Source organism: Bartonella sp. AA23NXGY (assembly GCF_042197165.1).
GTDB lineage: Bacteria > Pseudomonadota > Alphaproteobacteria > Rhizobiales > Rhizobiaceae > Bartonella.
Genome location: NZ_JBHIRO010000001.1, coordinates 13099 through 36620, shown reverse-complemented (window position 1 = coordinate 36620; position 23522 = coordinate 13099). Strand labels below are relative to the sequence as shown.

At 37.6% G+C, this 23522-nt stretch carries 20 protein-coding genes; 8 read left to right on the top strand and 12 right to left on the bottom strand.

Annotated elements, in window-relative coordinates; all coding sequences use genetic code 11:
- Positions 1-89 precede the first annotated feature (89 nt).
- The 5 genes from ACFINY_RS00180 to ACFINY_RS00160 all read left to right on the top strand — a co-directional run bounded on the left by ACFINY_RS00180 (position 90) and on the right by ACFINY_RS00160 (position 7703).
- Positions 90-455: a hypothetical protein gene (locus ACFINY_RS00180; RefSeq protein ID WP_375611138.1), complete on the top strand. Its 366-nt coding sequence runs from the start codon at positions 90-92 to the stop codon at positions 453-455.
- A gap of 209 nt (positions 456-664) precedes the next feature.
- Entirely contained in the window at positions 665-1027 is a 363-nt protein-coding gene (locus tag ACFINY_RS00175) for a hypothetical protein (protein ID WP_375611137.1), read from the top strand.
- A 637-nt stretch (positions 1028-1664) separates the two neighbouring features.
- Entirely contained in the window at positions 1665-3062 is a 1398-nt protein-coding gene (gene thrC, locus ACFINY_RS00170; RefSeq protein ID WP_375611136.1) for a threonine synthase, read from the top strand.
- A gap of 83 nt (positions 3063-3145) precedes the next feature.
- Positions 3146-4420: a M16 family metallopeptidase gene (locus ACFINY_RS00165; RefSeq protein ID WP_375611135.1), complete on the top strand. Its 1275-nt coding sequence runs from the start codon at positions 3146-3148 to the stop codon at positions 4418-4420.
- A gap of 397 nt (positions 4421-4817) precedes the next feature.
- Positions 4818-7703, top strand: coding sequence for an EAL domain-containing protein (locus ACFINY_RS00160; RefSeq protein ID WP_375678078.1), 2886 nt, complete (start codon positions 4818-4820; stop codon positions 7701-7703).
- Between the two features lie 42 nt (positions 7704-7745).
- On the opposite strand, the gene ACFINY_RS00155 is transcribed toward ACFINY_RS00160, so the two are convergent.
- Entirely contained in the window at positions 7746-8330 is a 585-nt protein-coding gene (locus tag ACFINY_RS00155) for a YqgE/AlgH family protein (protein WP_375611134.1), read from the bottom strand.
- 71 nt (positions 8331-8401) lie between these two features.
- Here ACFINY_RS00155 and ACFINY_RS00150 point away from each other — a divergent pair, with 71 nt between their 5' ends.
- On the top strand, positions 8402-9280 hold the full coding sequence (locus tag ACFINY_RS00150) for a protein-disulfide reductase DsbD domain-containing protein (protein ID WP_375611133.1): 879 nt from the start codon (positions 8402-8404) through the stop codon (positions 9278-9280).
- Between the two features lie 26 nt (positions 9281-9306).
- Here ACFINY_RS00150 and rnhA read toward each other — a convergent pair whose 3' ends face one another.
- The 4 genes from rnhA to cyoE form a co-directional block, all read right to left on the bottom strand.
- Positions 9307-9774, bottom strand: coding sequence for a ribonuclease HI (rnhA, locus tag ACFINY_RS00145; protein WP_375611132.1), 468 nt, complete (start codon positions 9772-9774; stop codon positions 9307-9309).
- Positions 9775-9779: 5 nt separating this feature from the next.
- On the bottom strand, positions 9780-10739 hold the full coding sequence (locus tag ACFINY_RS00140) for a homoserine kinase (protein WP_375611131.1): 960 nt from the start codon (positions 10737-10739) through the stop codon (positions 9780-9782).
- Positions 10739-11794, bottom strand: coding sequence for a 4-hydroxy-3-methylbut-2-enyl diphosphate reductase (gene ispH / locus ACFINY_RS00135; protein ID WP_375611130.1), 1056 nt, complete (start codon positions 11792-11794; stop codon positions 10739-10741). The genes ACFINY_RS00140 and ispH overlap by 1 nt, the downstream gene beginning before the upstream one ends.
- Positions 11795-11976: 182 nt before the next feature.
- Complete coding sequence (gene cyoE / locus ACFINY_RS00130) at positions 11977-12912, bottom strand: heme o synthase (protein ID WP_375611129.1); 936 nt, start codon at positions 12910-12912, stop codon at positions 11977-11979.
- A gap of 343 nt (positions 12913-13255) precedes the next feature.
- Between cyoE and ACFINY_RS00125 the strand changes: the two genes are divergently transcribed.
- The gene (locus tag ACFINY_RS00125; RefSeq protein ID WP_375611128.1) at positions 13256-13795 is read left to right on the top strand and encodes an invasion associated locus B family protein; all 540 of its coding nucleotides are present in this window, start codon (positions 13256-13258) and stop codon (positions 13793-13795) included.
- Between the two features lie 110 nt (positions 13796-13905).
- Complete coding sequence (gene tldD / locus ACFINY_RS00120) at positions 13906-15330, top strand: metalloprotease TldD (protein WP_375611127.1); 1425 nt, start codon at positions 13906-13908, stop codon at positions 15328-15330.
- A gap of 558 nt (positions 15331-15888) precedes the next feature.
- Here the strand turns inward: tldD and ACFINY_RS00115 are convergent.
- From ACFINY_RS00115 to fabI, 7 genes are all read right to left on the bottom strand, one after another.
- Positions 15889-17142 carry a class I SAM-dependent RNA methyltransferase gene (locus ACFINY_RS00115; RefSeq protein WP_375611126.1) on the bottom strand — a complete coding sequence of 418 codons (1254 nt, stop codon included), beginning with the start codon at positions 17140-17142 and terminating at the stop codon, positions 15889-15891.
- On the bottom strand, positions 17139-17882 hold the full coding sequence (locus ACFINY_RS00110) for a TlyA family RNA methyltransferase (RefSeq protein ID WP_375613026.1): 744 nt from the start codon (positions 17880-17882) through the stop codon (positions 17139-17141). The genes ACFINY_RS00115 and ACFINY_RS00110 overlap by 4 nt, the downstream gene beginning before the upstream one ends.
- A gap of 16 nt (positions 17883-17898) precedes the next feature.
- Entirely contained in the window at positions 17899-19806 is a 1908-nt protein-coding gene (dxs, locus tag ACFINY_RS00105) for a 1-deoxy-D-xylulose-5-phosphate synthase (RefSeq protein ID WP_375638050.1), read from the bottom strand.
- Between the two features lie 241 nt (positions 19807-20047).
- Positions 20048-20302, bottom strand: coding sequence for an exodeoxyribonuclease VII small subunit (locus tag ACFINY_RS00100; protein WP_375611123.1), 255 nt, complete (start codon positions 20300-20302; stop codon positions 20048-20050).
- 7 nt (positions 20303-20309) lie between these two features.
- Complete coding sequence (gene ribB, locus ACFINY_RS00095) at positions 20310-21413, bottom strand: 3,4-dihydroxy-2-butanone-4-phosphate synthase (RefSeq protein WP_375688813.1); 1104 nt, start codon at positions 21411-21413, stop codon at positions 20310-20312.
- A 15-nt stretch (positions 21414-21428) separates the two neighbouring features.
- Complete coding sequence (gene aroC, locus ACFINY_RS00090) at positions 21429-22517, bottom strand: chorismate synthase (protein ID WP_375652325.1); 1089 nt, start codon at positions 22515-22517, stop codon at positions 21429-21431.
- A gap of 147 nt (positions 22518-22664) precedes the next feature.
- Entirely contained in the window at positions 22665-23483 is an 819-nt protein-coding gene (fabI, locus tag ACFINY_RS00085; RefSeq protein WP_273787904.1) for an enoyl-ACP reductase FabI, read from the bottom strand.
- Positions 23484-23522: the final 39 nt, after the last annotated feature.

Here is a 23522-nt window from a genome sequence, read left to right as displayed (position 1 = left end):
AATTCTGTAAATTACATCCAAAAATCCAAAGTATAATTTATATATACACACACACATATATATTGAATACTATAAAGTATTTGAGGTAAATGATGATTAATTTTTTTAACAATAATATGTTAATTATTTCTATGATATCTGTTTTTTACATTTCACAGACTGTAAGTGTACATGCCAACTATTTGCAAAACAATATTCATCGTGAGAATATTTTTATTTCTGTAACAGAACAGAACAGAAAGGATGCAATCAGTACGATTGCTCTCTATACACAAAATCTAAATCGTTGTATGGAAAATGAAATTACCGTCGAAGGAAAATTTGAAAAGGTTGTTGAACCTCTTACACTCGGGGCTTTTGGTATGGGGATGGCACTTGGATATGCATCAAGTACGATAGGCATGTTTTTAGGATGGCTAATAAGTAAAATAATATTGTATTTTAAATCTCGTTAAAATTGAACTTTCATCAGAATAAGACCTTCTCATATGAAATATAAACTATGAACATATTCTGTGTTTATCTATTGTTGATGATAAAAACTAATGAATTATCACACTAAGAGTGAAAAAAGCTTTAAATGCTTCTGTTTCTCTCAATGTGCACTAATTCTGCCGATGCATCTATTCAATTCAGATTAAAATAAAAGTATTGGTGGTAAACTATGATTAAAGTATTGAAAACTTACATATTAAATATTTTTATAGCAGTTGCTTTTTTGCTTTCACAAGTTATAAATGTTCATGCCAATCATTTGAAAAATGATACTCAATGGGAAACTGTCTCTCTAATAGAACAAGGAAAGAAAAAAGCTATCGATATAGCTGCTCTTTATGTCCCAAGTTTCACTCATAGAGCAAAAAGTGAATCTGCCTTTGAAGGAAAATTTGAGAAAGTGTTTGAACCAATTACGCTAGGAGTTTTTTCTACAGTAGGAGCTTTGGGTTTTGGATTCTTGACTGGATCTGTTATGGCCATATTTAGTGGGATAATCGGATGGGCAATAGGAAAAATTAAAGGCAAATAATTCAAAGATACTTAGTTATTTTTTTCTATTTAAAATGAAAATACTTTACAGCCTGCTTCCCATCATTTAGCAGGCTGTTGTATGTTTTCTATGGATAACCTTTAGGTTACCATACTGTATAGCACAAATATAATATCTATTATTATACAAAGTAATAAATTAAGCTAAAAAAGATTATTCAAAGTATAGATTTGCGCACGAAATGCCATAAAATTACCTTATAAATCTTCCAATGTGAGTCTTGGGATGTATCATTTTAACATTTCGTTTAGCAGATTTAATTTTTACAGAGTATTAAGAGTATAAAATAACTATGAATGATTGATTTTTATACAAAAGTTCTTCAGTAAATACTATTCTATCTATTTAATTTTATTATTTAAGAAGGTGTACAAGTGAAGATACGTTTTAAAATCTAAGTGAATGAATAATAGAGAGAAATTTTTGACTGTAACAGATTTTCTGTGAACATTTGGCGTTTATATCTCAAAAATAAAAATGCTTAAGGCTATTTCCTTTCATTATTGAGTTAAAAAGAAGAAAAGAAGCTCTATCCATTTAATAATTTAAATATTATGAAAAACGTGAAATAAATAACTTCACCAATTTGCCAGAAATAAAAAAAAGGATAAGACTTATGGAATATATCAGCACGAGAGGTGAAGCTCCTGCTTTAAGCTTTACGGAAACAATCATGACAGGGTTGGCAAGTGATGGGGGACTTTATTTGCCAGATAAATTTCCTCAGCTATCATTTGATGCGTTACGAGCACTTCGTGGTCAGTCCTATACAACAATTGCTAAAACTATTCTGTGGCCCTTTGTGAATAACGAAATCGAATATACAGCTTTTGAAAATATGATCGCTGAATCTTATGCAACCTTTCACCATCCAGCAATCTGTCCGTTACGACAAACTGGAGCAGATGAATTTATCCTTGAACTCTTTCATGGTCCTACTTTAGCTTTTAAAGATGTAGCAATGCAGTTTCTTTCTCGACTGATGGATTATGTTTTGACTGAAAAAAATAGATGTGCAACGATTATTGCTGCAACATCAGGTGATACAGGAGGAGCTGCGATACAAGCTTTTGCTGGAAAAGAACACTCAGATATTTTTATTTTATTTCCTAAAGGACGTGTATCGCCTGTTCAACAACGGCAAATGACAACCAATCATTGTTCCAATGTTCATGCCATTGCCATTGAAGGAAATTTTGATGATTGCCAAGCTCTTGTCAAAGCAATGTTTAATGACCACAATTTTCGTAAAAAAAGAGCACTTTCAGGTGTTAATTCTATAAATTGGGCGCGTATCATGGCGCAAATTGTTTACTATTTTTCATCTGCACTTTCTTTAGGAGCACCTGATAGAGCTGTTTCATTTACTGTTCCTACTGGAAATTTTGGTGATATTTTTGCAGGTTATGTCGCAGCCCGTATGGGATTGCCCATTGCTCAACTGGTCATCGCAACGAATGATAACGACATCCTTGTACGTACATTGACCAGTGGTACTTACGAAACACAACCAATAGTCCATACAACATCACCTTCTATGGATATTCAGGTCTCTTCTAATTTTGAACGTTTGCTCTTTGAAAGTGGCAATCGTGATCCAATGTGGATTCGCAATGCAATGGAAAACTTGAAAAAAACGGGGCTCTTTACTCTTGATGAAAAGCAACTCAAAAATATTCGTTCCCTATTTTCCGCTGGAAAAAGCAACATGGCTGCAACAGCTCAAACAATTGATAGTGTCTATAAGGAAAGTGGCTATCTTGTTGATCCACATACAGCGGTCGCTCTTCAAGTAGCGCGTGAAAACAAAAAACCGCATATTCCAATGATCGTTCTTGCCACGGCTCATCCAGCTAAATTTCCTGATACTATTAAAAGCGCTTGTGGCCTTCATGCTCCATGGCCATCTCATCTCAATGATGTAATGAAACACGAAGAACATTTTATAAATCTTGCTAATGATGAAAAAATAGTCAAAGATTATATTTCTTTAAAATCGCGTGCATCTTATTAAAGTTAGCTGCATTAATTTAAATCAAGAATATTCTGATACCCTTACAATGAGGTGTTTAGCTTATTTAATGGAGTTGTAGATACATGGATGTAGATATATGTCGCCTTAGTAATGGTTTGACTATCGCCACACATACAATGCAACAAATTGATAGTGTTGCCCTCGGAATATGGGTTAAAGTGGGCTCACGCAATGAAACCTCCACACAGCATGGTATTGCTCATCTTCTTGAGCATATGGCTTTTAAAGGAACCGAAAACCGTACTGCTTTTCAAATTGCAACCGATATTGAAGATGTTGGCGGTGAAATCAATGCTACAACCAGTATTGAAACAACAGCTTACTTTGCACGTGTTCTTAAAAGCGATATCCCACTTGCTATAGATATTTTAGCCGATATTTTAATGCATTCAAAATTTGACGACGATGAACTAGAACGAGAAAAACAAGTAATCTTTCAGGAAATTGGTGCTGCCCATGACACTCCTGATGATATTGTTTTTGATCACTTTACAGAAACAGCCTTTCGTCATCAATCCCTTGGACGCTCTATTTTAGGAACAGCTAAAACTATTCAATCATTTACATCTACTGATCTCCATGATTTCATCAATAAACAATATAGTGCAGATCGTATGATTGTCGTTGCTGCAGGAGCTGTAAAGCACGAAAGTTTCTTGCGAGAAGTTGAAAGTCGTCTTGGTACTTTTCGCTCCCATTCAACCGCACCTCTTACTAATCTTGCAAATTATGTCGGTGGCGACTTTCGTGAATATCGCGATTTAATGGATACACAAGTTGTTCTAGGGTTTGAAGGGCGTGCTTATCACGCGCGTGATTTTTATGCAGCTCAAATTCTTTCAATCATTCTTGGTGGTGGTATGTCTTCACGTCTTTTTCAAGAGGTAAGAGAGAAACGTGGATTATGCTATTCTATTTATGCTTTTCATTGGGGATTTTCAGATACTGGGCTTTTTGGTGTTCACGCAGCTACCGGACAAGAAGGGCTCAAAGAACTCATTCCTGTGATTCTTGATGAACTTTCCAAGGTCAGCAAAAATATTCACGCCAACGAACTGCAACGAGCACAAACGCAATATCGTGCAAATCTGACAATGTCACAGGAAAATCCCTCTAGTCAAGCACATCTCATTGCTCGCCAAATACTCCTTTATGGTCGACCAATTCCAATATCGGAAACAATTGAACGCCTCAATCTCATCACTCCTAAAAGATTAACTGATTTAGCACATCGTCTTTTTACAAACTCCACTCCAACACTAACTGCTGTCGGACCTGTAGGACCCCTTATAAATTTTGATGATTTAACGTCAACTCTTTCATACAAGCTAAAGTAAAAACTTCTTTTCAATGCAACATCACAATAACGTCACATATTTTATCATAAAATTTACCACAAAAGCTCTCCTCATTAAATAAGTTTTGGAAATATTGGGCAAATAGGCGTACAAAACTACCCAATTCATACTTCATGTGATAAAGATTCTAATAAGTGAAGGTATATCCGTGAAATCTGAAAATTCATGGTTTAACTTTGCCCTTTTAAAATATAAAACTTCATTCGCTTCAGGTTCCATTGAAGCAAATGGGTGTATGGTCTATTTGTATATAAAATCACATAACTTAAGAAAAGTGATAACAATTTATTATGTAAATAAATTATAAAAGGTGGACGTTTTTTCTCAAAAGTCGAAATGAAAATTAAACATCCTAAAATATTGAGAGTGGGACATTGTGAAGAGTTTGCGTAAAATAATTGACATCATTTTCATTGTAGTCGTTAGTTCTTTTGTCCATCTTACATCAGCACAAGCAATTGAACCAGTTAAAATTTCTTCTCAAGATGCTGCTCTTGATCTCTCAAAAGCAATTGAAATTCACCATACAAACAACTCTATTTTTCAAACAAGTACAGCACCAGGACCAGATGGTATTGTATGGCGTATTGAAGTGCAGGCAAAAAATGAAAAATTTTCCGGAAATTGGGCAGTTTTTTCTCTTGCAAATCCAACAGATGAACAAGTTGATCGTCTCATCGTTGCCCCCCATTACCGCATGGCACGTTCTGGATTTTTTTGGCCAGACCTTGGATCATCAAGGATTCAATCCATAACGCCAAGCGAAGGTTTTTCCCTCGATCGTCAACTTAGTGCAAACTCTGATATCTTTCGTATTACCCTTAACCCTGGTGCTGTTATTACATTTGTGGCCGAACTTAACTCTGCAAATCTACCGCAAATCTATTTATGGCAACCTGAAGCTTATAAAGATGCAATTAATTCTTATACGCTTTATCATGGTATTCTTCTTGGGATATCAGGTCTCTTAGCGCTTTTGTTAACTGTTCTCTTCGTCGTCCGTGGAACAGGGCTGTTTCCTGCAACAGCGGCAGTTGCTTGGGCAGTGCTTTTTTATATTGGTATTGACTTCAACTTTTTAAATAAATTCTTTGCAGTTACACTCACAACCCAACCAATCTGGCGTGCTGGTACAGAAGTAGCACTTACTGCTACACTCTTCATTTTTCTTTTTACCTATCTCAGCCTTAACCGCTGGCATTATCATTTTAGTTACGGTGCTATCGCTTGGACCATTGCGTTTTGCAGTCTAGGAGCCTTTGCTATTTATGATCCCATCAGAGCATCTGGAATTGCGCGTTTGTCTTTTGGCCTTACCGCTGTGCTTGGTATAATATTAATCATCTATTTCTCAATCAGAAGCTATGACCGCGCCATTATGCTTATTCCAACATGGTTGCTCATTAGCTTTTGGTGTGTTGGAGCCTATGCCTGCATAGCTGGACATTTAAACAATGATATTATCCAGCCAGCATTAGCGGGAGGATTAGTGCTCATTGTTCTTCTCATTAGCTTTACTGTCCTGCAACAAACTTTTTCTAATGACGCTTTCCATGAAGGAATATTTTCCGACCTTGAACAACAAGTACTCGCAGCAAAGGGAGCTGGAAATATTATTTGGGATTGGAATATTGAGCGTGACCGTATTGTTGTACATCCAAACATGGCAACCCTTTTTGGTACTGAAATTCATAACCTCAATGGACCTATGCGCAACTGGATTTCAGCCTTGCACCATGATGATCGTGAACGCTTTCAAGCCGTATTAGATATCATTCTTAAAAATAAAAAAGGGCGCATTGATCAAATTTTTCGGCTTTCTTCCGGTGGTGGTTATTATCATTGGTTTTCTCTTCGTGCACGTCCGGCTATGCAAAAAGATGGAAAAATCACACGTGTCATTGGAACCATTGTCAATATTACTAACCATAAAAAATCCGAAGAACGCTTATTGCATGATGCAATCCACGACAGCTTAACTGGACTTCCTAACCAACAAATTTTCTTTGATAGACTACAAAATTATACCTCTTTAGCGAAAGCAAATATCAAAATTAGACCGACTGTCTTTATGATTGATTTTGACAATTTTCGCCAAATTAATCGCAAATTAGGCATAGCAGTTGGGGATACTGTACTGCTTATAATCGCACGTCGTTTAAATCGTCTCATTAACTTTCAAGACACCTTATCGCGTCTTTCAGCAGACCGCTTTGCAATTATTTTACTCAGTGAAACCGAACCACAAAAAATTGCAGCATTTGCAGATCATTTGCACAAAACAATTTCAGCACCTATTTCACTTTCAGAAAATAAAATAATCCTTTCAACCTCTATTGGATTGGTTACATGGAGTGAAAGCCGATCGACGGCTAAAGATATTTTTAATGATAGTGAGTTAGCGATGATTCGCGCAAAACAAATGGGTGGGAACCATATTGAACCTTTTCGTCCTAATTTTCGCACTTTGGGTCTCGAACATAATACTCTGGAGAAAGATGTTCATTATGCCATAAAACGTAATGAGATGAAAATCCTCTACCATCCTATTCTTAATTTATCAGACGGACATATTATTGGTTTTGAAACAATTGTAGAATGGCATCATCCCACTTATGGAAATTTAAATGTCTCTGATTTCATAAAAATCGTAGAAAATGAACAAATTGTTATGGATTTGTCACAATTTATCATTGATAATGCCATTATCGATCTTATAAATGTACAAGAAAAGTTTTCCCAACAATCTTTCTTTATTTCAATTAATTTACCAAGCGCAGAAATGATTCATCCTCGTTTTATCAGTCAATTGCGTGCCGCTTTGCTTCGGCATCCGCTCCACAAAGGACGCTTAATGATTGAAATATCTGAATTTGTCTTAAGAAATAATCCTGAACAATCAGCGCACTTTCTTGAACAAATTAAAACACTTGGAATGAATCTCGCACTCGATAATTTTGGAACAGGTTATTCGTCTCTGACCTATCTCGTACGTTATCCATTTGATATGGTTAAACTTGATCGTTCACTTATCTCAATCGACTCTCTTAAGAAGAAAATTGTTCTCAAGTCTATCATTAATATGGCAACAGATCTTAATTTGCAAATTATCGCAGAAGGTGTTGAAAATGAAAAAGAAGCAATCTTCCTCCGTCAAGAAGGTTGTAAATATGTTCAAAGTACACTTGTGACGAAACCGATTGCCATAGAAGAATTAATTACGCTCGTTCAGAGCCATTTCCCTTATAAGATAAAAACATAAGGGATAAAATAACGTGTAAAGTTAAAAAGCTTAGAAAAAACTCTACGCGTGTCCCATTTCAGAAGCAAGATAAGTTGGATCGATACCCATGCGTGTTAAACTTTTATCATACTTGCAGCTTAAATCGCTTTCAAAAAGAAAACTAGGTGATGTAGAACTGATTAGCCACCCATTTGTAGAAATTTCTGCCTCAAGTTGCCCCGCTTTCCATCCAGCATAGCCTAATGCGACCAGTGCATGTTGCGGACCTTGTTCGCAACTGATCGCTTTTAATATATCAATTGTCGCAGTAAAACAGATCTTATCTGCAATAAAAACAGTTTCTTCACAAGCATAATCATCTGAATGAAGGACAAAACCACGCGAAGGATCAACAGGACCACCATAGCGAACTGGAAACTGTTTTATTGGTTCAGAAAGACTTTTTTTTTGGCCACTGTCTATGACTCCCAAATGAAGCAAAAGCTCTGGAAAATCAATATGATGCAATTGATTAAGAATGATGCCCATCGCACCGGCATCAGAATGCGCACAAATATAAATAACAGAACGAATAAAGCGTTTGTCATTCATCCCAGGCATTGCTATGAGTAATTGTCCACCTAAAAAGCCATTACACCGCTTCATTAATCTGTTATTCTCCATAATTTACATGATAAAAGTTTGTTCATTTAGCACACTAGGAAAATAAAACTCCAATGAAAAAAAGTCGTATATTTACAAATTTACAAAATATCGCAACTTTCTTTTATAAAAAGCTTTTAGTTACTTTAAGCTTAACATTCATAGTTTTAGAATTACTTAACATTCCTGTAAATGCTCAAACAGAACAAAAACTCCAGCTTTTCGCAACATCTTGGTATGAATCAGATGGTGGTCGTATCCGATTAGCGATCACTGAACCTTCTCTTTCTGGAATAAGAGAAGGTATTATTGAAATTGTGCTTAAACCAGGATGGAAAACTTACTGGCGTAATCCAGGTAATTCTGGCATGGCACCATTTTTTAATTTCAACCAACAGATTTCTTATGAAATCTTTTATCCTACTCCACAGCTTTTTGAAACAGAAAATGATTGGTCATTAGGTTATAAAGATAAAGTAATATTGCCCTTCAATCTTTCTGGTTCAAGCAAAAATTTAAGTGGTGCTTTCACTCTTGGATTATGTAATAAAATCTGTCTTCCATTTACTGTTAACTTTGATTTTTCGCCATCTGCTCTTAAAAATAAACAGCTTCCTGCTTCCTTCTTAAAAAAGGCGCAAAATTCTTTGCCCCGCATGACGCAGAATGCACTAAAAATAAGTGCTGAAAAAAATAATAGTACCCTTCTTATAAAAATACAAAATAACAACAAAACCACTCCTTCCTCTCTCTTTTTAGATGGAGGAGAAATGCAAATTGGAGCAGCAAGAAAAGTCAGTGATAACGCAGAATATACACTCTTCAGTGCTCCACTCTATTTCACACCAGAAGAAATAAACCAAAAAATTTTTTATACAGTTGCTTTTAAAGATCACGCCTTAAGTGGAACATTCATATTCCATACGCAGCCAACCCCTCTTGCGTCTCCGTGATAAAAGAAAAAGCTCTCAAAAAGCAATTATGCTGGAAAACGTCCATTTTCACGATATTGAGTAATTGCTTTGCGAGCAAGGGCATCTGCGCGTTCATTTTCTGGATGTCCCGCATGCCCTTTTACCCAGTGCCATCTAACTGTATGACAAGAACTAGCATCCTCAAGAGCTTGCCATAGCTCCATATTTTTAACAGGATTTTTTGATGCAGTGCGCCAATTATTCTTTTTCCAATCTTCAATCCACTTAGATATACCGTTACGTACATAAACTGAGTCTGTATAAAGATCGACCAAACAGGGCTCTTTAAGCGCCTTTAATGCACAAATTGCCGCCATGAGTTCCATTTGATTGTTTGTCGTATGGACCTTACCGCCATAAAGCTCCCGTTCATGACCATTCCAGCGTAAAATTGCTCCCCATCCTCCAACTCCAGGATTCCCTGAGCAAGCACCATCTGTATAAATTTCAACGACTTTTTGTTGAGTTGCCATAAAATTTAAAAACCTAATTCACTTAGCGAATTTACATTACTGAAAAAACAAAGCTTGTGCCAATACTCCCATGGATCTTTCTTAATAACAAAGCTATTAGGCGGTGTATTAAACCAATCATATAGACGTGTGAGTAAGAAACGTAGAGATGCACCACGAGCTAATAAGACCATCTTGTCCAATTCTAAAGGGATCAATGGTCTTATTTTTTGATAATTTTCCAATAACTTACGTGCTTTGGTAAGATTATAGGAATGATCAGGCTCAAAGCACCAAGCATTTAAACAGATCGCTAAATCATAAGCAAAAAAGTCATTACAAGCAAAATAGAAATCTATCATCCCAGAAAGACGATGATTCACAAAAAAAACGTTATCATTAAATAAATCTGCATGAATAATGCCTATTGGTAAATTACATGGCCAATTTTCCTGTAAAAAAGCCAATTCCAACTCAATTTTTTGTCCAAATTCTTTTAACAATGCATCTTCTTTGGTTTGACAACGTTGCCACAATACCTTCCAATCCATAACAGAAAGAGTATTTTTACGACTGAGTGTAAAATCCTGTCCTGCTAAATGTAATTGTGCTAACCCCGTCCCCACTTCGCCACAATGATCTATATTGGGCTGGCGGATCCACTCTCCTTCCAGAAAAGTAATAATAGCAGCAGGACGTCCTGCTAGTTCACAGATCATCATTCCATCATTTTGAATAACAGGTTGAGGACAAGGAACTCCACGCTGTCCTAAATGCTGCATCAAGCGACAAAAAAAAGGTAAATCATCTTTTGAAATACGCTTTTCATAAAGTGTTAAAATAAATCGCCCTTGTGTTGTCTCTAACATAAAATTAGAATTTTCAATCCCCTCTTCTATACCTTGATAAGACAAAAGTGATCCTATTGCATAACGTGTTAAAAACACTTTTAAATCATTTGGGTGAATATCTGTATAAACGGCCATTATTCTGCTTTCGTTGTAGACATGTCTGTATTCTGATTTTCATTTTTTGCATTATTTGCTTGACCATTAACGAAAGCCATATCTTGAGACGTTAAAATGACGTCGCGTAATTCGCGACTCACTAAAAATTTTTCCGTTTCTACCACTGTTTCAGCTAATTCTATTGTGACATCATAACGCTCACGAAATGCTGAAATAATTTCATCAATAATAATTTCAGGAGCCGAAGCCCCTGCTGAAAGACTGACTATAGAAAGAGATTTTAGGTTTTCAAAATTAATTTCATCAGCGCGCTGAACTAAAATAGCTTGCCGCGCACCAGACTTTTCGGCAACCTCTACTAAACGTCGTGAATTAGAAGAGTTTGGTGCTCCAACAATCAAAAACAAATCACTCCCCTTTGCCGCTGCTTTAACCGCATCTTGTCGATTCGTTGTAGCATAGCAAATTGATTCAGCCGCTGGTGCTGCTAATGTAGGAAAACGTTGTTGTAATATATCGATAATTCCTGCAGTATCTTCAACAGAAAGCGTTGTTTGTGTAACAAATCCTAATTTATCTGGATCATTGGGTTGATAATGCAAAGCATCTTCTATCGTTTCAATAAGCGTTACAACCCCTTCTTCAAGCTGTCCCATTGTCCCTATCACCTCAGGATGACCAGCATGACCAATCAATATAACATGACGACCATGACGTTGATGTCGTATCGCTTGTTTATGAACTTTCGAGACCAACGGACATGTTGCGTCGAGATAAAACAAATTATAGTATCGTGCTTCTTCTGAAACAGATTTTGGTACACCATGAGCAGAAAAAACAACTGGTTGATTGCGATGTTCTTCTGGAATCTCATTAAGTTCTTCGACAAAAACAGCACCCCGTTGCTGTAATCCCTCAACTACGTAGCGGTTGTGTACAATTTCATGACGAACATATACTGGAACACCATATTTTTTTAATGCAAGCAGAACAATCTGGATAGCACGATCAACCCCTGCACAAAATCCACGTGGACCACAAAGACGTATCGTTAAAGGGGGAAGTCCAGACATAAATCATCCTTAATCTCTATAGTTTTAGCTATATATTCAAACAACCTATTATTATACATGAATAAGCAATGTAAAAAAACGTGCAATATCATCTTTTGCATAAGAACACACTCTATCGTGTTTTCTTACAGCATTTTCTTGAAGAAAAGCTCTTTTAAAATTTGCTCTTTCATTTTACGCAACTAAAGAGCGATAAAATACCAAACAAGAGATTCAATCAAAAGAATTCCAAAGATAGCTGCCAAATAAAGTAACGAAAAGAAAAACGTTTTTTTGGCCATCAAAATAGTTTCATTATGTGTATCAGCTTTCCATAAACGATAGGCAAAATGAATAAAGATAATGCTTAAAATTGTTGAAAAAATACCATAAAAAATTCCGCCAAGACCAGTAAAGCAAGGAGCAGCAGCACACAATGCCATCAAAACAGTATAAAATAAAATCTGTTTTTTTGTTGAATGTTCACCTCGTACATTAGGCATCATAGGGATACCTGCAGCCTCATAATCAAGAGATGAAAATAAAGAAAGAGCCCAAAAGTGAGGGGGGGTCCACATAAAAATGATTAAAAATAATAAAAAGCTATCAATACTCACTGTCCCTGTTGTCACAGCCCATCCAATCATTGGTGGAAAAGCCCCAGAAGCACCACCAATAACAATATTTTGTGGTGTGATACGCTTTAACCAAATTGTATAGATAACGACATAAAAGAAAATCGTAAACGCAAGAAAAAATGCCGCAAACCAATTAATGAAGCTCCCCATAACCAATACCGAGAGCATAGAAAGAACCATGCCAAAAATAAATGCCTTTTGGGAGCTGATTTTACCCATGGGAATAGGACGCTTTTTAGTCCGTTCCATCACAGCATCAATGTCAGCATCATACCACATGTTCAGTGCTCCCGCACCACCGCCACCAGCAGCAATACATAAAATTGCTAAAAAACCATACCACGGATTGATAGGAACAGGCGATACAAGCAAACCAACCAGAGCCGTAAAGACCACAAGAGACATAACACGTGGCTTTAATAATGTGATGTAATCACCAATACCGGATTTTGGTGGCGTTGATTTACCATTCACAACCGATAACTCTTCTGAAACTGACATTCCACTCAAAGCCCTTTTCCATTTCTGTCATTCACAAACCCAATATTATCTGACAAATATTATCTAGCGTATGGAAATAACCCATTAAGACCAATCGTATTTTTGAGAAAATATGAAATATCTCTTTCGCACGTATCCCCTAAAAGTAAATGGAAATATTGGCAATAAAAATACATTTTTTCAATCAACGTTCTCTCCACATTACAAATGTATCATAAAAATATATCATATGAATTAATATATTTGGGTAAATACTGATTTTGTGTTATAGTTTTTTATGGGGAATTCATTTTTTATGTAAATCTATGCACGGTTGTGGGTGTTGAGTCGGATAGGATGTTCTGTGATACTTTATAAATTACTCAAAAAAACTTTTTTTATTGGTGCTGTTCTTTACACACTTTATAGTAGTTTTATCAGTCATGCATTTGCACAAACACCCTATGCACAAGATGTCCCTGCTCCGCAAACCTATGGTGCATGGACAAAAGTGTGTTCTCTACCACCAGGTACACCTAACATGCAGTGTGAAGTTGTACAAAACGTTCACACACAAGGGCGTCAAGATATTACCTTGCGCGTTACATTTTATAAACTTCCTCAAAAGCAAGGTGCTTTGATGCGTGTTTTTGTTCCGATTCGCGTTGAATTACGTCCTGGCGTTGGAATTAAAATTGACGATAAAAATATGGGCAGAATGGAATATCGTCGTTGTCTTGGTGATAATTGTGTTGCTGAAGCCTTTCTTAAAGAAGACATATTGCAGCTCTTTTTAAAAGGAAAAATGGCAACCTATTTTATCTTTACAACTCCTGAACAAGGGATTGGAGGTTTTGTTGACCTTCATGGTCTTGGCGACGCCTATGCAACCTTACCGACATGAATGAAATCAATACATTTTAAACAATCAAAATCTCATCGTATATTTTGAAAGATTCTTAAAATTAGATTGATAAAAATCTTCTGAGCCCCCATAAAAATAGGATAATTCTTATGAAATCGCTGATTGATCATTTTGATATTGCTTCCTCTAAAGTGCAATCACTTATACAGGAAACACTTCATCATGCTGATGATGGTGAGCTTTACCTTGAGTACACAGAAAGCGAAGCTCTTTTATTTGATAATGGACAGCTTAAAAACGGCTCATTTCATCAAGATATGGGATTTGGACTACGCGTTGTTGCTGGAGAGGCTACTGGATATGCTCACTCTAGTGAGTTATCAGCTGCTGCACTCAAACGTGCCAGTGAAGCTGCTAAAGCTGTTACCTATAATAATCATGCAGGGACTTATAGCATAGCACCTCAACAAACAAACAAAAGGCTTTATCAACCGCATAATCCCCTTGATGCTCCATCATTTGAAGAAAAAAGTGCTCTTTTGCAAAAAATTGATGCCTATTTACGTGCTAAAAATGATAAATTGCATCAGGTGACTGTTTCTCTTTCCGGCTCGCTACAACATGTTGAAATTTTACGTGCAGATGGTTATTTGGTTCGTGATATTCGTCCCCTTGTGCGACTTTCTATATCTGTGGTCGCAGCTGAAGGCAATCGTCGTGAAAATGGTTTTTATGGATGTGGAGGGAGACAAGCATTTAACCAATTTATTCATGAAGACAATTGGAAAAAAGCCGCGGATGAAGCCTTACGTATGGCTTTAACAAATTTAGAAGCAGAAGCAGCACCTGCTGGATCTTTTGATGTTGTCTTAGCTAACGGATGGCCTGGTGTTATGCTCCATGAAGCCGTAGGTCATGGTTTAGAAGGTGACTTTAACCGTAAAAAAACATCGGCTTTTGCTGGACTTTTAGGACAACAAGTTGCAGCAAAAGGTGTTACAGTTGTTGATGATGGAACAATTCCACAATGCCGTGGCTCTCTCACTGTCGATGATGAGGGGACCCCTTCAGGATATAACGTTCTCATTGAAGATGGAAAACTCGTTGGTTTTATGCAAGACAGACTTAATGCACGGCTTATGGGAGGTAAATCAACTGGAAATGGACGGCGTGAATCTTATGCTTATGCACCAATGCCACGAATGACCAATACAATCATGCTAGGAGGAGATAAAACACCTGAAGAAATCCTTTCTTCACTTAAAAGTGGTATCTATGCTGTTTCATTTGGTGGAGGACAAGTTGATATTACTTCCGGAAAATTCGTCTTTGAATGTACTGAAGCATACCGAGTAGAAAATGGCAAAATTTGTGCACCAATCAAAGGTGCAACTCTTATTGGAAATGGACCGGATGCTATGAAACGTATCACAATGATTGGTAATGATAGTAAACTAGATAATGGTATTGGTATGTGCGGAAAAGCAGGGCAAAATGTCCCTGTTGGTGTTGGTCAACCTCATCTTCGAATCAATAATATGACAATCGGTGGAACTGCGCTTATAGAGGAATAAGCTTGCTCATTCCTTCCCAGTATTGCCTCCTTCTCGTCTATTATGACCATTTTGTGAGGGGGAGATTACAATGAATTGATTTATAAAGATAATCTAGCGTTATTCATATTGTATTAGAACCTTGAATACCGCAAGATTCTCTCATTTTAAATCTGTGTCTGTTGGATCAATCAAAATCATTCGTTTATACGTTACAGGCGGGGAGAGTTATATGGATAAAAACTGTACAAGAAAAGACTAAAGATTCCTCTTATGGGCCGTCTCAAGTACCAAGAGTTTTAAGAAACATTAGGGGATGGCAAATATAACGACGGCACAGGCTTATTCAGACACATCTTTTTCGTAAGATATTAGTCTTTTGTGTGGTTTTTTTGTGTGGGGTAACTTGTCTTTTATATTTCATAATAAAAAAGCTTAAAAGAAAAAAGCACTTTCTACATTCAGTGCTCTTAGCTCAACGAGAAAAAGGTTATTATTATAGATAAATTTTGGAGAAATTTTATAATAATACACAGGTCAACTTTTAAAAAATCTTCATAGTATTAAAAAACTTTCAGGCTAAAGTTTCCAACCTTTCTTTTTTTTCTTTTTGCTCAAAACAGCAACAACTTCGACATGTGGTGACCATAAAAATTGATCAATCGGTATGATTTTTTCTACTGTATACCCCCCTGCAACAAGAAGAGATAAATCACGAGCAAATGTAGTAGGATTACAAGAAATTGCCACAACACGTGATACTGTTGTCTTCGCTAATTCACGTACTTGTTGCTCTGCACCAGCACGGGGAGGATCAAAAACAACACTCTCAAAACATTCAAGTTCCTTTACAGAAAGGGGTTGTCGGAAAAGATCACGTTTTTCACAAGTGACCGTTTTTAAACCAGTCGCAAAACGTGCTGCTGTATTTAGATTTCTTAATGCATCTTCATTATTTTCTACTGCATGAACATTCATCTTTTTTGCCATACGCAAGGTAAATGTTCCTGCCCCTGAAAACAAATCAACAGCATTCTTTGCTTTTTTTAAATGAGTCAAAATAATATTGCCCATTATATTTTCAGCTTCACAAGTTGCTTGCAGAAAACCACCAGAAGGAAATTCAACACGGACATCTCCAAAGTAAATCTCTGGTTTTTCTCGTTCAACCAAAATTTCACCGTCAACAGATAAACGTATAATCCCATATGAAAGAGCAGCACTGATCATTCTCTGACGAAGTGATTCATAGTGTATAATGCAACCGCTTAAAGCAACATCTAAACCATTTTCAACACATGTTATCGTAACATGAAACCGTTTGGCAGAGCTCTTTAGAAAAGCACAGAGCTCTCTGATATTATGCAACTGAGAAATAAGCTCTGGACGGCTTACTGGGCATTCCTCAAGAGCTACAATCTCATGAGAGAGATAACGGTTAAAACCAACTTTTTGCCCCTGTGGGGTCATGGATGCTGTTAGAGTAATCCGCCGTCGGCTATAAGGTTTACATTCTATTAAAGGCGCAACAACATTATTAAGTCCATACTTTTTAAGCGCCTCAACAACCAATTGTTGTTTCCATACGCGATAAGCATCCATATGCCAATGCTGAAGAGTACACCCTCCACATTCTCCAAAATGCTGACAAAGAGTATCAATGCGTTCTGATGATTTTTCTTTTAATGTTATATATGTTGCATATTTTCCATGAACAGTAATTTCAGCACACTCTCCTGGTAAAGTAAAAGGAACAGAAACGAAGCCGTGAGACGTCTTAGCAATACCATAACCATTTGCTCCGATATGATCGATTATGACATTGTCATTCACTCTTGTTTTTCTCCGAATAGTAAATATTCCACGTTGCCATCACCACCTGTAATAGGGGAAGAAATTAAACCTTTTGCACTCCACCCTGTTTGTGTATTTAACCAAACAAAAAGCGCCTCAGCAGTTTCTTTAGCACTTGATGGACTTAATATTCCTCCCTTACTAAAGTGTTTACGACCAACCTCAAACTGAGGCTTTACCAGTAAAACAGCTTGGGCACCCTTCTTGGCTAAAGACAACACGGGAGGCAACGCAAGTTTGAGCGAAATAAAGCTAACATCTGAAACGATAAGATCAATTTCTCGCCCACCTAAATGTTCCTGTTTAAAATCTCTGACATTCAAGCCTTCTAATAACGTTATAGCACTGTTGCCCAATAAACGTTTATCAAATTGATGATGCCCAACATCAACGGCAATGACATGATCTGCTCCACGCTCTAAGAGAACTTGCGTAAAACCACCTGTTGATGCACCAACATCAATGGCTGTCACTTTGTCCGTTACAATTGGAAATGCATCAAGTGCAGCAATCAATTTTAACGCTGCCCGAGAAACATAATTCTGCGCTGGATCACAAACGGTAATCTCTGCATCATCAAAAACGATTTGCCCAGCTTTAAAAACGATTTCTCCGTTAACTTTAACAGTTTGGCGCATAATTGCATCACGTGCGCGTGAACGTGTCGTAAAAAAGTTTTTTTCAACTAAAAAAATATCGAGTCTTTTTCTGGAAGCCATCTCATACTCGAATTTTCTATCCTGTTCGAATCTCGCGTCCCAAAACAGCAAAAACCGTGTTTAAAATACCCATAGCGTCAAGTCCGACACGTGAAAGAATTTTTTCTGGTGAACCATGATTCAAATATTCATCAGGAAATTTTAGTGTACGAACTTTCAAACCATGCTCTAAGAGCCCTTCTTGCGCTAAAAATTGTAATATGTGCGCTCCAAATCCACCGATTGCCCCTTCTTCAATTGTCACCAATACCTCATGCTCACGTGCCAAACGACGCATCAAATCTTTATCTAAAGGTTTTGCAAACCGTGCATCTGCAACCGTTGTAGACAATTCTTCAGCCTCCAACGCATCAGCAGCTTGCAACACTTCTGACATCCGCGTTCCAAAACAAACCAAAGCGATTCTATTTCCTTCACGCAGAACGCGCCCTTTTCCAATTTCTAATAACTCACCACGTTGCGGTAAATCTATACCAATCCCCTCACCACGCGGATAACGAAAAGAAATTGGTCCCTGATCATAAGCTGCAGCTGTACGCACCATATGCATCAGTTCAAGCTCATCAGAAGGTGCCATAACAACAAACTCAGGAAGAGTGGCCAAAAAAACAATATCAAAACTTCCAGCATGTGTTGCACCATCTGCCCCCACAAAACCTGCTCGGTCAATAGCAAAACGTACCGGTAATTTTTGAATTGATACATCATGAATAATTTGATCATAAGCACGCTGTAAAAAAGTAGAATAAATTGCAACAAAAGGCTTATACCCTTCACAAGCAAGTCCTGCCGCAAAAGTTACGGCATGTTGCTCAGCGATACCAACATCAAACATTTTTTCAGGAAATTTTTTCGCAAAAGAATCAAGGCCTGTCCCTGTTGGCATCGCTGCTGTTATGCCAACAATCTTATCATCATGGCGAGCTTCTTCTATTAAAGCTTTAGAAAATACCTTGGTATAGGGTAGAATATTACTTGATGCTTTTACCTGTTTTCCTGTCGTGACATCAAAACGATTAACACCATGATATTTATCAGACGAGGCCTCTGCAGGTGGATATCCCTTTCCCTTATGGGTTACAACATGCACCAAAACAGGACCATTAGGATATTCACGAACATTTTTAAAAACAGGCAATAAATGCCCCAAATTGTGCCCATCTATGGGTCCAACATAATAAAAGCCAAGCTCATCAAATAAAGTTCCCCCAACCAAAAGGCCACGCGCAAATTCCTCTGAACGACGAGCTTTATCCAAAAAAAACTTTGGCAATTTTTCGCTCAACATCTTTACGCGTTCACGCAAATGACGATAAGAAGGACGAGACACTAATCGTGCAAGATGTGCACTCATAGCACCTGTAGGTGGTGCTATAGACATATCGTTATCATTAAGAACAACAATCAAGCGTGCATTCAAAGCACCAGCGTTGTTCATTGCTTCATAAGCCATGCCCGCAGACATTGCACCATCACCAATGACAGTTATGATATTGCGTCTTGTCTCTGCTTTCAAAGCACTTGCCACTGCCATACCAAGCCCCGCTGAAATAGAAGTAGACGAATGCCCCGCCCCAAATGGATCATACACACTTTCTGAACGTTTTGTAAAACCAGATAATCCGCCCTCTTGACGTAATGTGCGAATTTTTTCTCTACGCCCCGTTAAAATCTTGTGTGGATAGGTTTGATGACCAACATCCCAAATAATCCTATCCTCTGGTGTATCAAAAATATAATGTAATGCAACAGTGAGCTCAACAACACCAAGTCCCGCCCCAAGATGACCACCTGTTACAGAAACCGCATCAATTGTTGCGGTCCGCAACTCATCAGCCAACTGTACCAAATCAGACTCAGGTAATGCCCGCAAATCTTGCGGAAAACAAACACGGTCAAGCAATGGTGTTAAGACCTGAGACAAAAAAAATCCTTTCTATTATCTTAACTCAAGAAAACACAATGATAAAAATATATCTTCTCTACTCTTTTATTTACAGTTTTGCATCTTTTTTACTGAAAAATGCTCTTTTCTATTTGAGATGAGCTATAATTTCCTCATTTTTAACTTATTTTATAAAAAAGAAATCAATAAAACTTTCTGTTTATAAACTAAGGTTATTGCTTCTCTTAAGTCCCACAATAAATATCCAAAAAGATTTAAATTATTTAGCATCAAGTGGTTCCACTCCTTCTGGAAAACCTTCTTCTGAAAGCTGGATTTTTTCAACTTTAGCTTCAGCAACTCTTAAGAGTTTTTCACAATGCTTTTTAAGCGCTTCACCGCGTTCATAAATATCAATGGATTGTTCCAAAGGCACATCGCCACGTTCCAAATTTTCGACAATAACTTCAAGTTGCTTAAGCGCTTGCTCAAAGCTTAAGGTCGTAATATCCCCCTCTTGTATCTCTTTTTTCATATGAACCTCAAAAAATATCTGTTCTGGATATACGAACTCCAAAACCTTCCAAACCTACATAATGATGCTCTTTAGAAGCATAAACAATAACAGAGCCTATCCCTAAATATTTTAAAATTTGTGATCCTAAACCAATTTTGCGCCATTCTTCTTCGCGTTCAATCGCCTGCACATGGTTTTCTGAACTGTTTCTTGTCATGTTTTGAATACCAACAGTTGATTGTATAACAGATCCTTCACGCAAATAAATAAATACGCCACGTTTTTCTTTTTCCATCATACGCCGCATCATCACCATAATATCTGAAGTTTGACAAAAAACGTCACTTATAATGTTTTCATGATGTAAATGCACAGGAATATTCTCACCCTCACGGACATCACCAAAAACAATTGCAATATGCTGAACGACTTCCCAAGGGAGTTGATAACTTTGAACAATAGCGGGACCTACGAATGTTTCAATAGGCATTTCTCCAACATGCTTGATCAATATTTCCTTACGTTGGCGGTAAGCAATTAAATCTGCAACCGTTATAATATGCAACCGATGTTCTTGCGCAAATTTCATAATCTGATCGCCATGTTTAACGCTTCCATCATCATTAACTAACTCACCGATAACACCAACCGGCGGCAAATTAGCTAATTTACATAAATCAACAGCAGCCTCCGTGTGACCTGAACGCATGAGCACTCCCCCTTCATGCGCAATTAAAGGAAAAACATGCCCTGGACGAACAAAATCATCCGCACTTGCATTTGAATTCGCAAGATTACGTACAGCTAATGTACGGTCATGCGCTGAAATTCCTGTTGTTATGCCGTGTTTAAAATCAACAGTAACCGTAAACTGCGTCCCATGTGCAGAGTTATTATCTGGTACCATAGGAGAAAGATTAAACCGTTTTGCTTCTTTTTTTGGCATAGGTGTGCACACAATACCTGTTGTGTGACGAAGAATAAACGCCATCTTTTCTTCTGTACAATGCGCTGCAGCAACAGTTAAATCACCCTCATTTTCACGGTCATCATCATCTGTCACCACAACAATTTCACCGCGTTCAAAAGCTTTAAGTGCAGAAACAATTTTTTTTTCATCATACGCCATTGTTCACCTTTTCAATCACCCAACTTGACCGCGATGTCTTAGATAATGGTCAGCAATAGCACAAGCAACCATCGCTTCACCAACAGGAACGGCACGAATCCCAACACATGGATCATGACGTCCCTTTGTTATAACGTCTATATCATGACCATCAACATCAATGGAACGACGAGGTGTTAAAATTGATGAAGTAGGCTTTACAGCAAAACGCGCAACAATTGGCTGTCCACTCGATATTCCCCCTAAAATACCTCCCGCATGATTTGATAAAAAAAGCGGTTTTCCATCATTTCCCATTCGCATTTCATCCGCATTTTCTTCTCCCCTCAAGCGGGCTGCCGCAAAACCATCACCAATTTCCACACCTTTTACCGCATTAATCGACATAAGTAACGAGGCAATATCTTGATCAAGCTTTGCGTAAATAGGGGCTCCTAAACCTGCCGGAACATTTTCTGCAACGATCTCAACAACCGCACCAACAGATGTCCCCTCTTTACGGAGTTTACTGATATAGTCACTAAAAATGTGAACCATCTCTGCATCAGCTGTAAAAAAAGGATTATTATTAACCTCTGACCAATCCCAACGATCACGATTAATATTATGAGGACCAATTGCTATCACTGCTCCTCGTACAATCAAACCAGGAACGATTTTACGAGCAAATGCACCTGCTGCAACACGTGCTGCCGTCTCCCGTGCCGAAGCACGTCCCCCGCCTCGAAAATCACGAATGCCATATTTAATATCATAAGTATAATCCGCATGTCCTGGACGATACTGATGAGCAATTGCTCCATAATCTTGAGAGCGTTGATCTGTATTTCGAATCAACAGAGAAATTGGTGTACCTGTTGTCACCAATGTCGTTCCATCGTCTTGAACAACAACTCCTGAAAGGACCTCTACTTCATCTGGTTCTCGGCGCTGCGTTGTGTATTTTGATTGTCCTGGCTTGCGTTTATCAAGATAAGCTTGAACTTCTGCAAGAGTAAAAATAATTCCAGGTGGACAACCATCAATGACACAACCAAGAGCAGCACCATGACTTTCACCCCATGTTGTTACACGAAACAAATGACCAAATGTATTATGCGACATGAAAAAAGATCCATTTCTCTGTCAAATATATACAACGATAACGTATGTTGTGTGCTATACCAAAACAGCTCTTTTCTCCCAAATACTCTTGGACACCTTAAATTTGGTCAAATTACTGCTGTCTAATAAAATCTTATAAACCAAACTTTATTCTTTAACGACAGAAATGTCTGGTGCATCAACTGCTTTCATACCTATGATATTATAACCCGAATCGACATGATGGACTTCACCGGTAACAGAACGAGACAAATCTGAAAGAAAATAAAGCGCAGAATCACCAACCTCTTCAATTGTTACCGTACGACGTAATGGAGCATTATATTCATTCCATTTTAAAATATAACGAAAATCACCAATACCAGAAGCCGCTAACGTTTTAATTGGTCCAGCAGATATAGCATTAACACGAATATTTTGGGGACCTAAATCTACCGCTAAATATTTCACGCTCGCTTCAAGAGCGGCTTTGGCAACCCCCATTACATTATAATTGGGAACAACCTTTTCTGCACCATAATAGGTTAGTGTCAAGATTGAACCACCATCTGGCATCAATTTTTCTGCACGCTTCGTTAGAGCTGTTAGGGAATAAACGGAAATATTCATGGTCATCATAAAATTTGATTCGCTGATATCAATATAACGACCACTTAATTCATCTTTATCAGAAAAACCAATAGCATGAACTAAAAAATCAAGTTTTCCCCATTTCTTCTCTATTTCTCTAAAGACCGTATCAATAGAGACACTGTCAGAAACATCACAATGTCCACAAACAAATCCCTTTAATTCTTCAGCCAAAGGCTCGACACGCTTTTTCATTGCTTCACCCTGATAGGTAAAAGCAAGCTCTGCCCCTGCGCTACTTGCCGCTTTAGCGATTCCCCAAGCGATGGAGCGATTATTGGCCAACCCCAAAATTAAACCACGCTTACCGTACAATAAACCATTACCCTTAGCCATCAGCACTGCCCCATTGTTACTTAAAATTAGTATTATTCA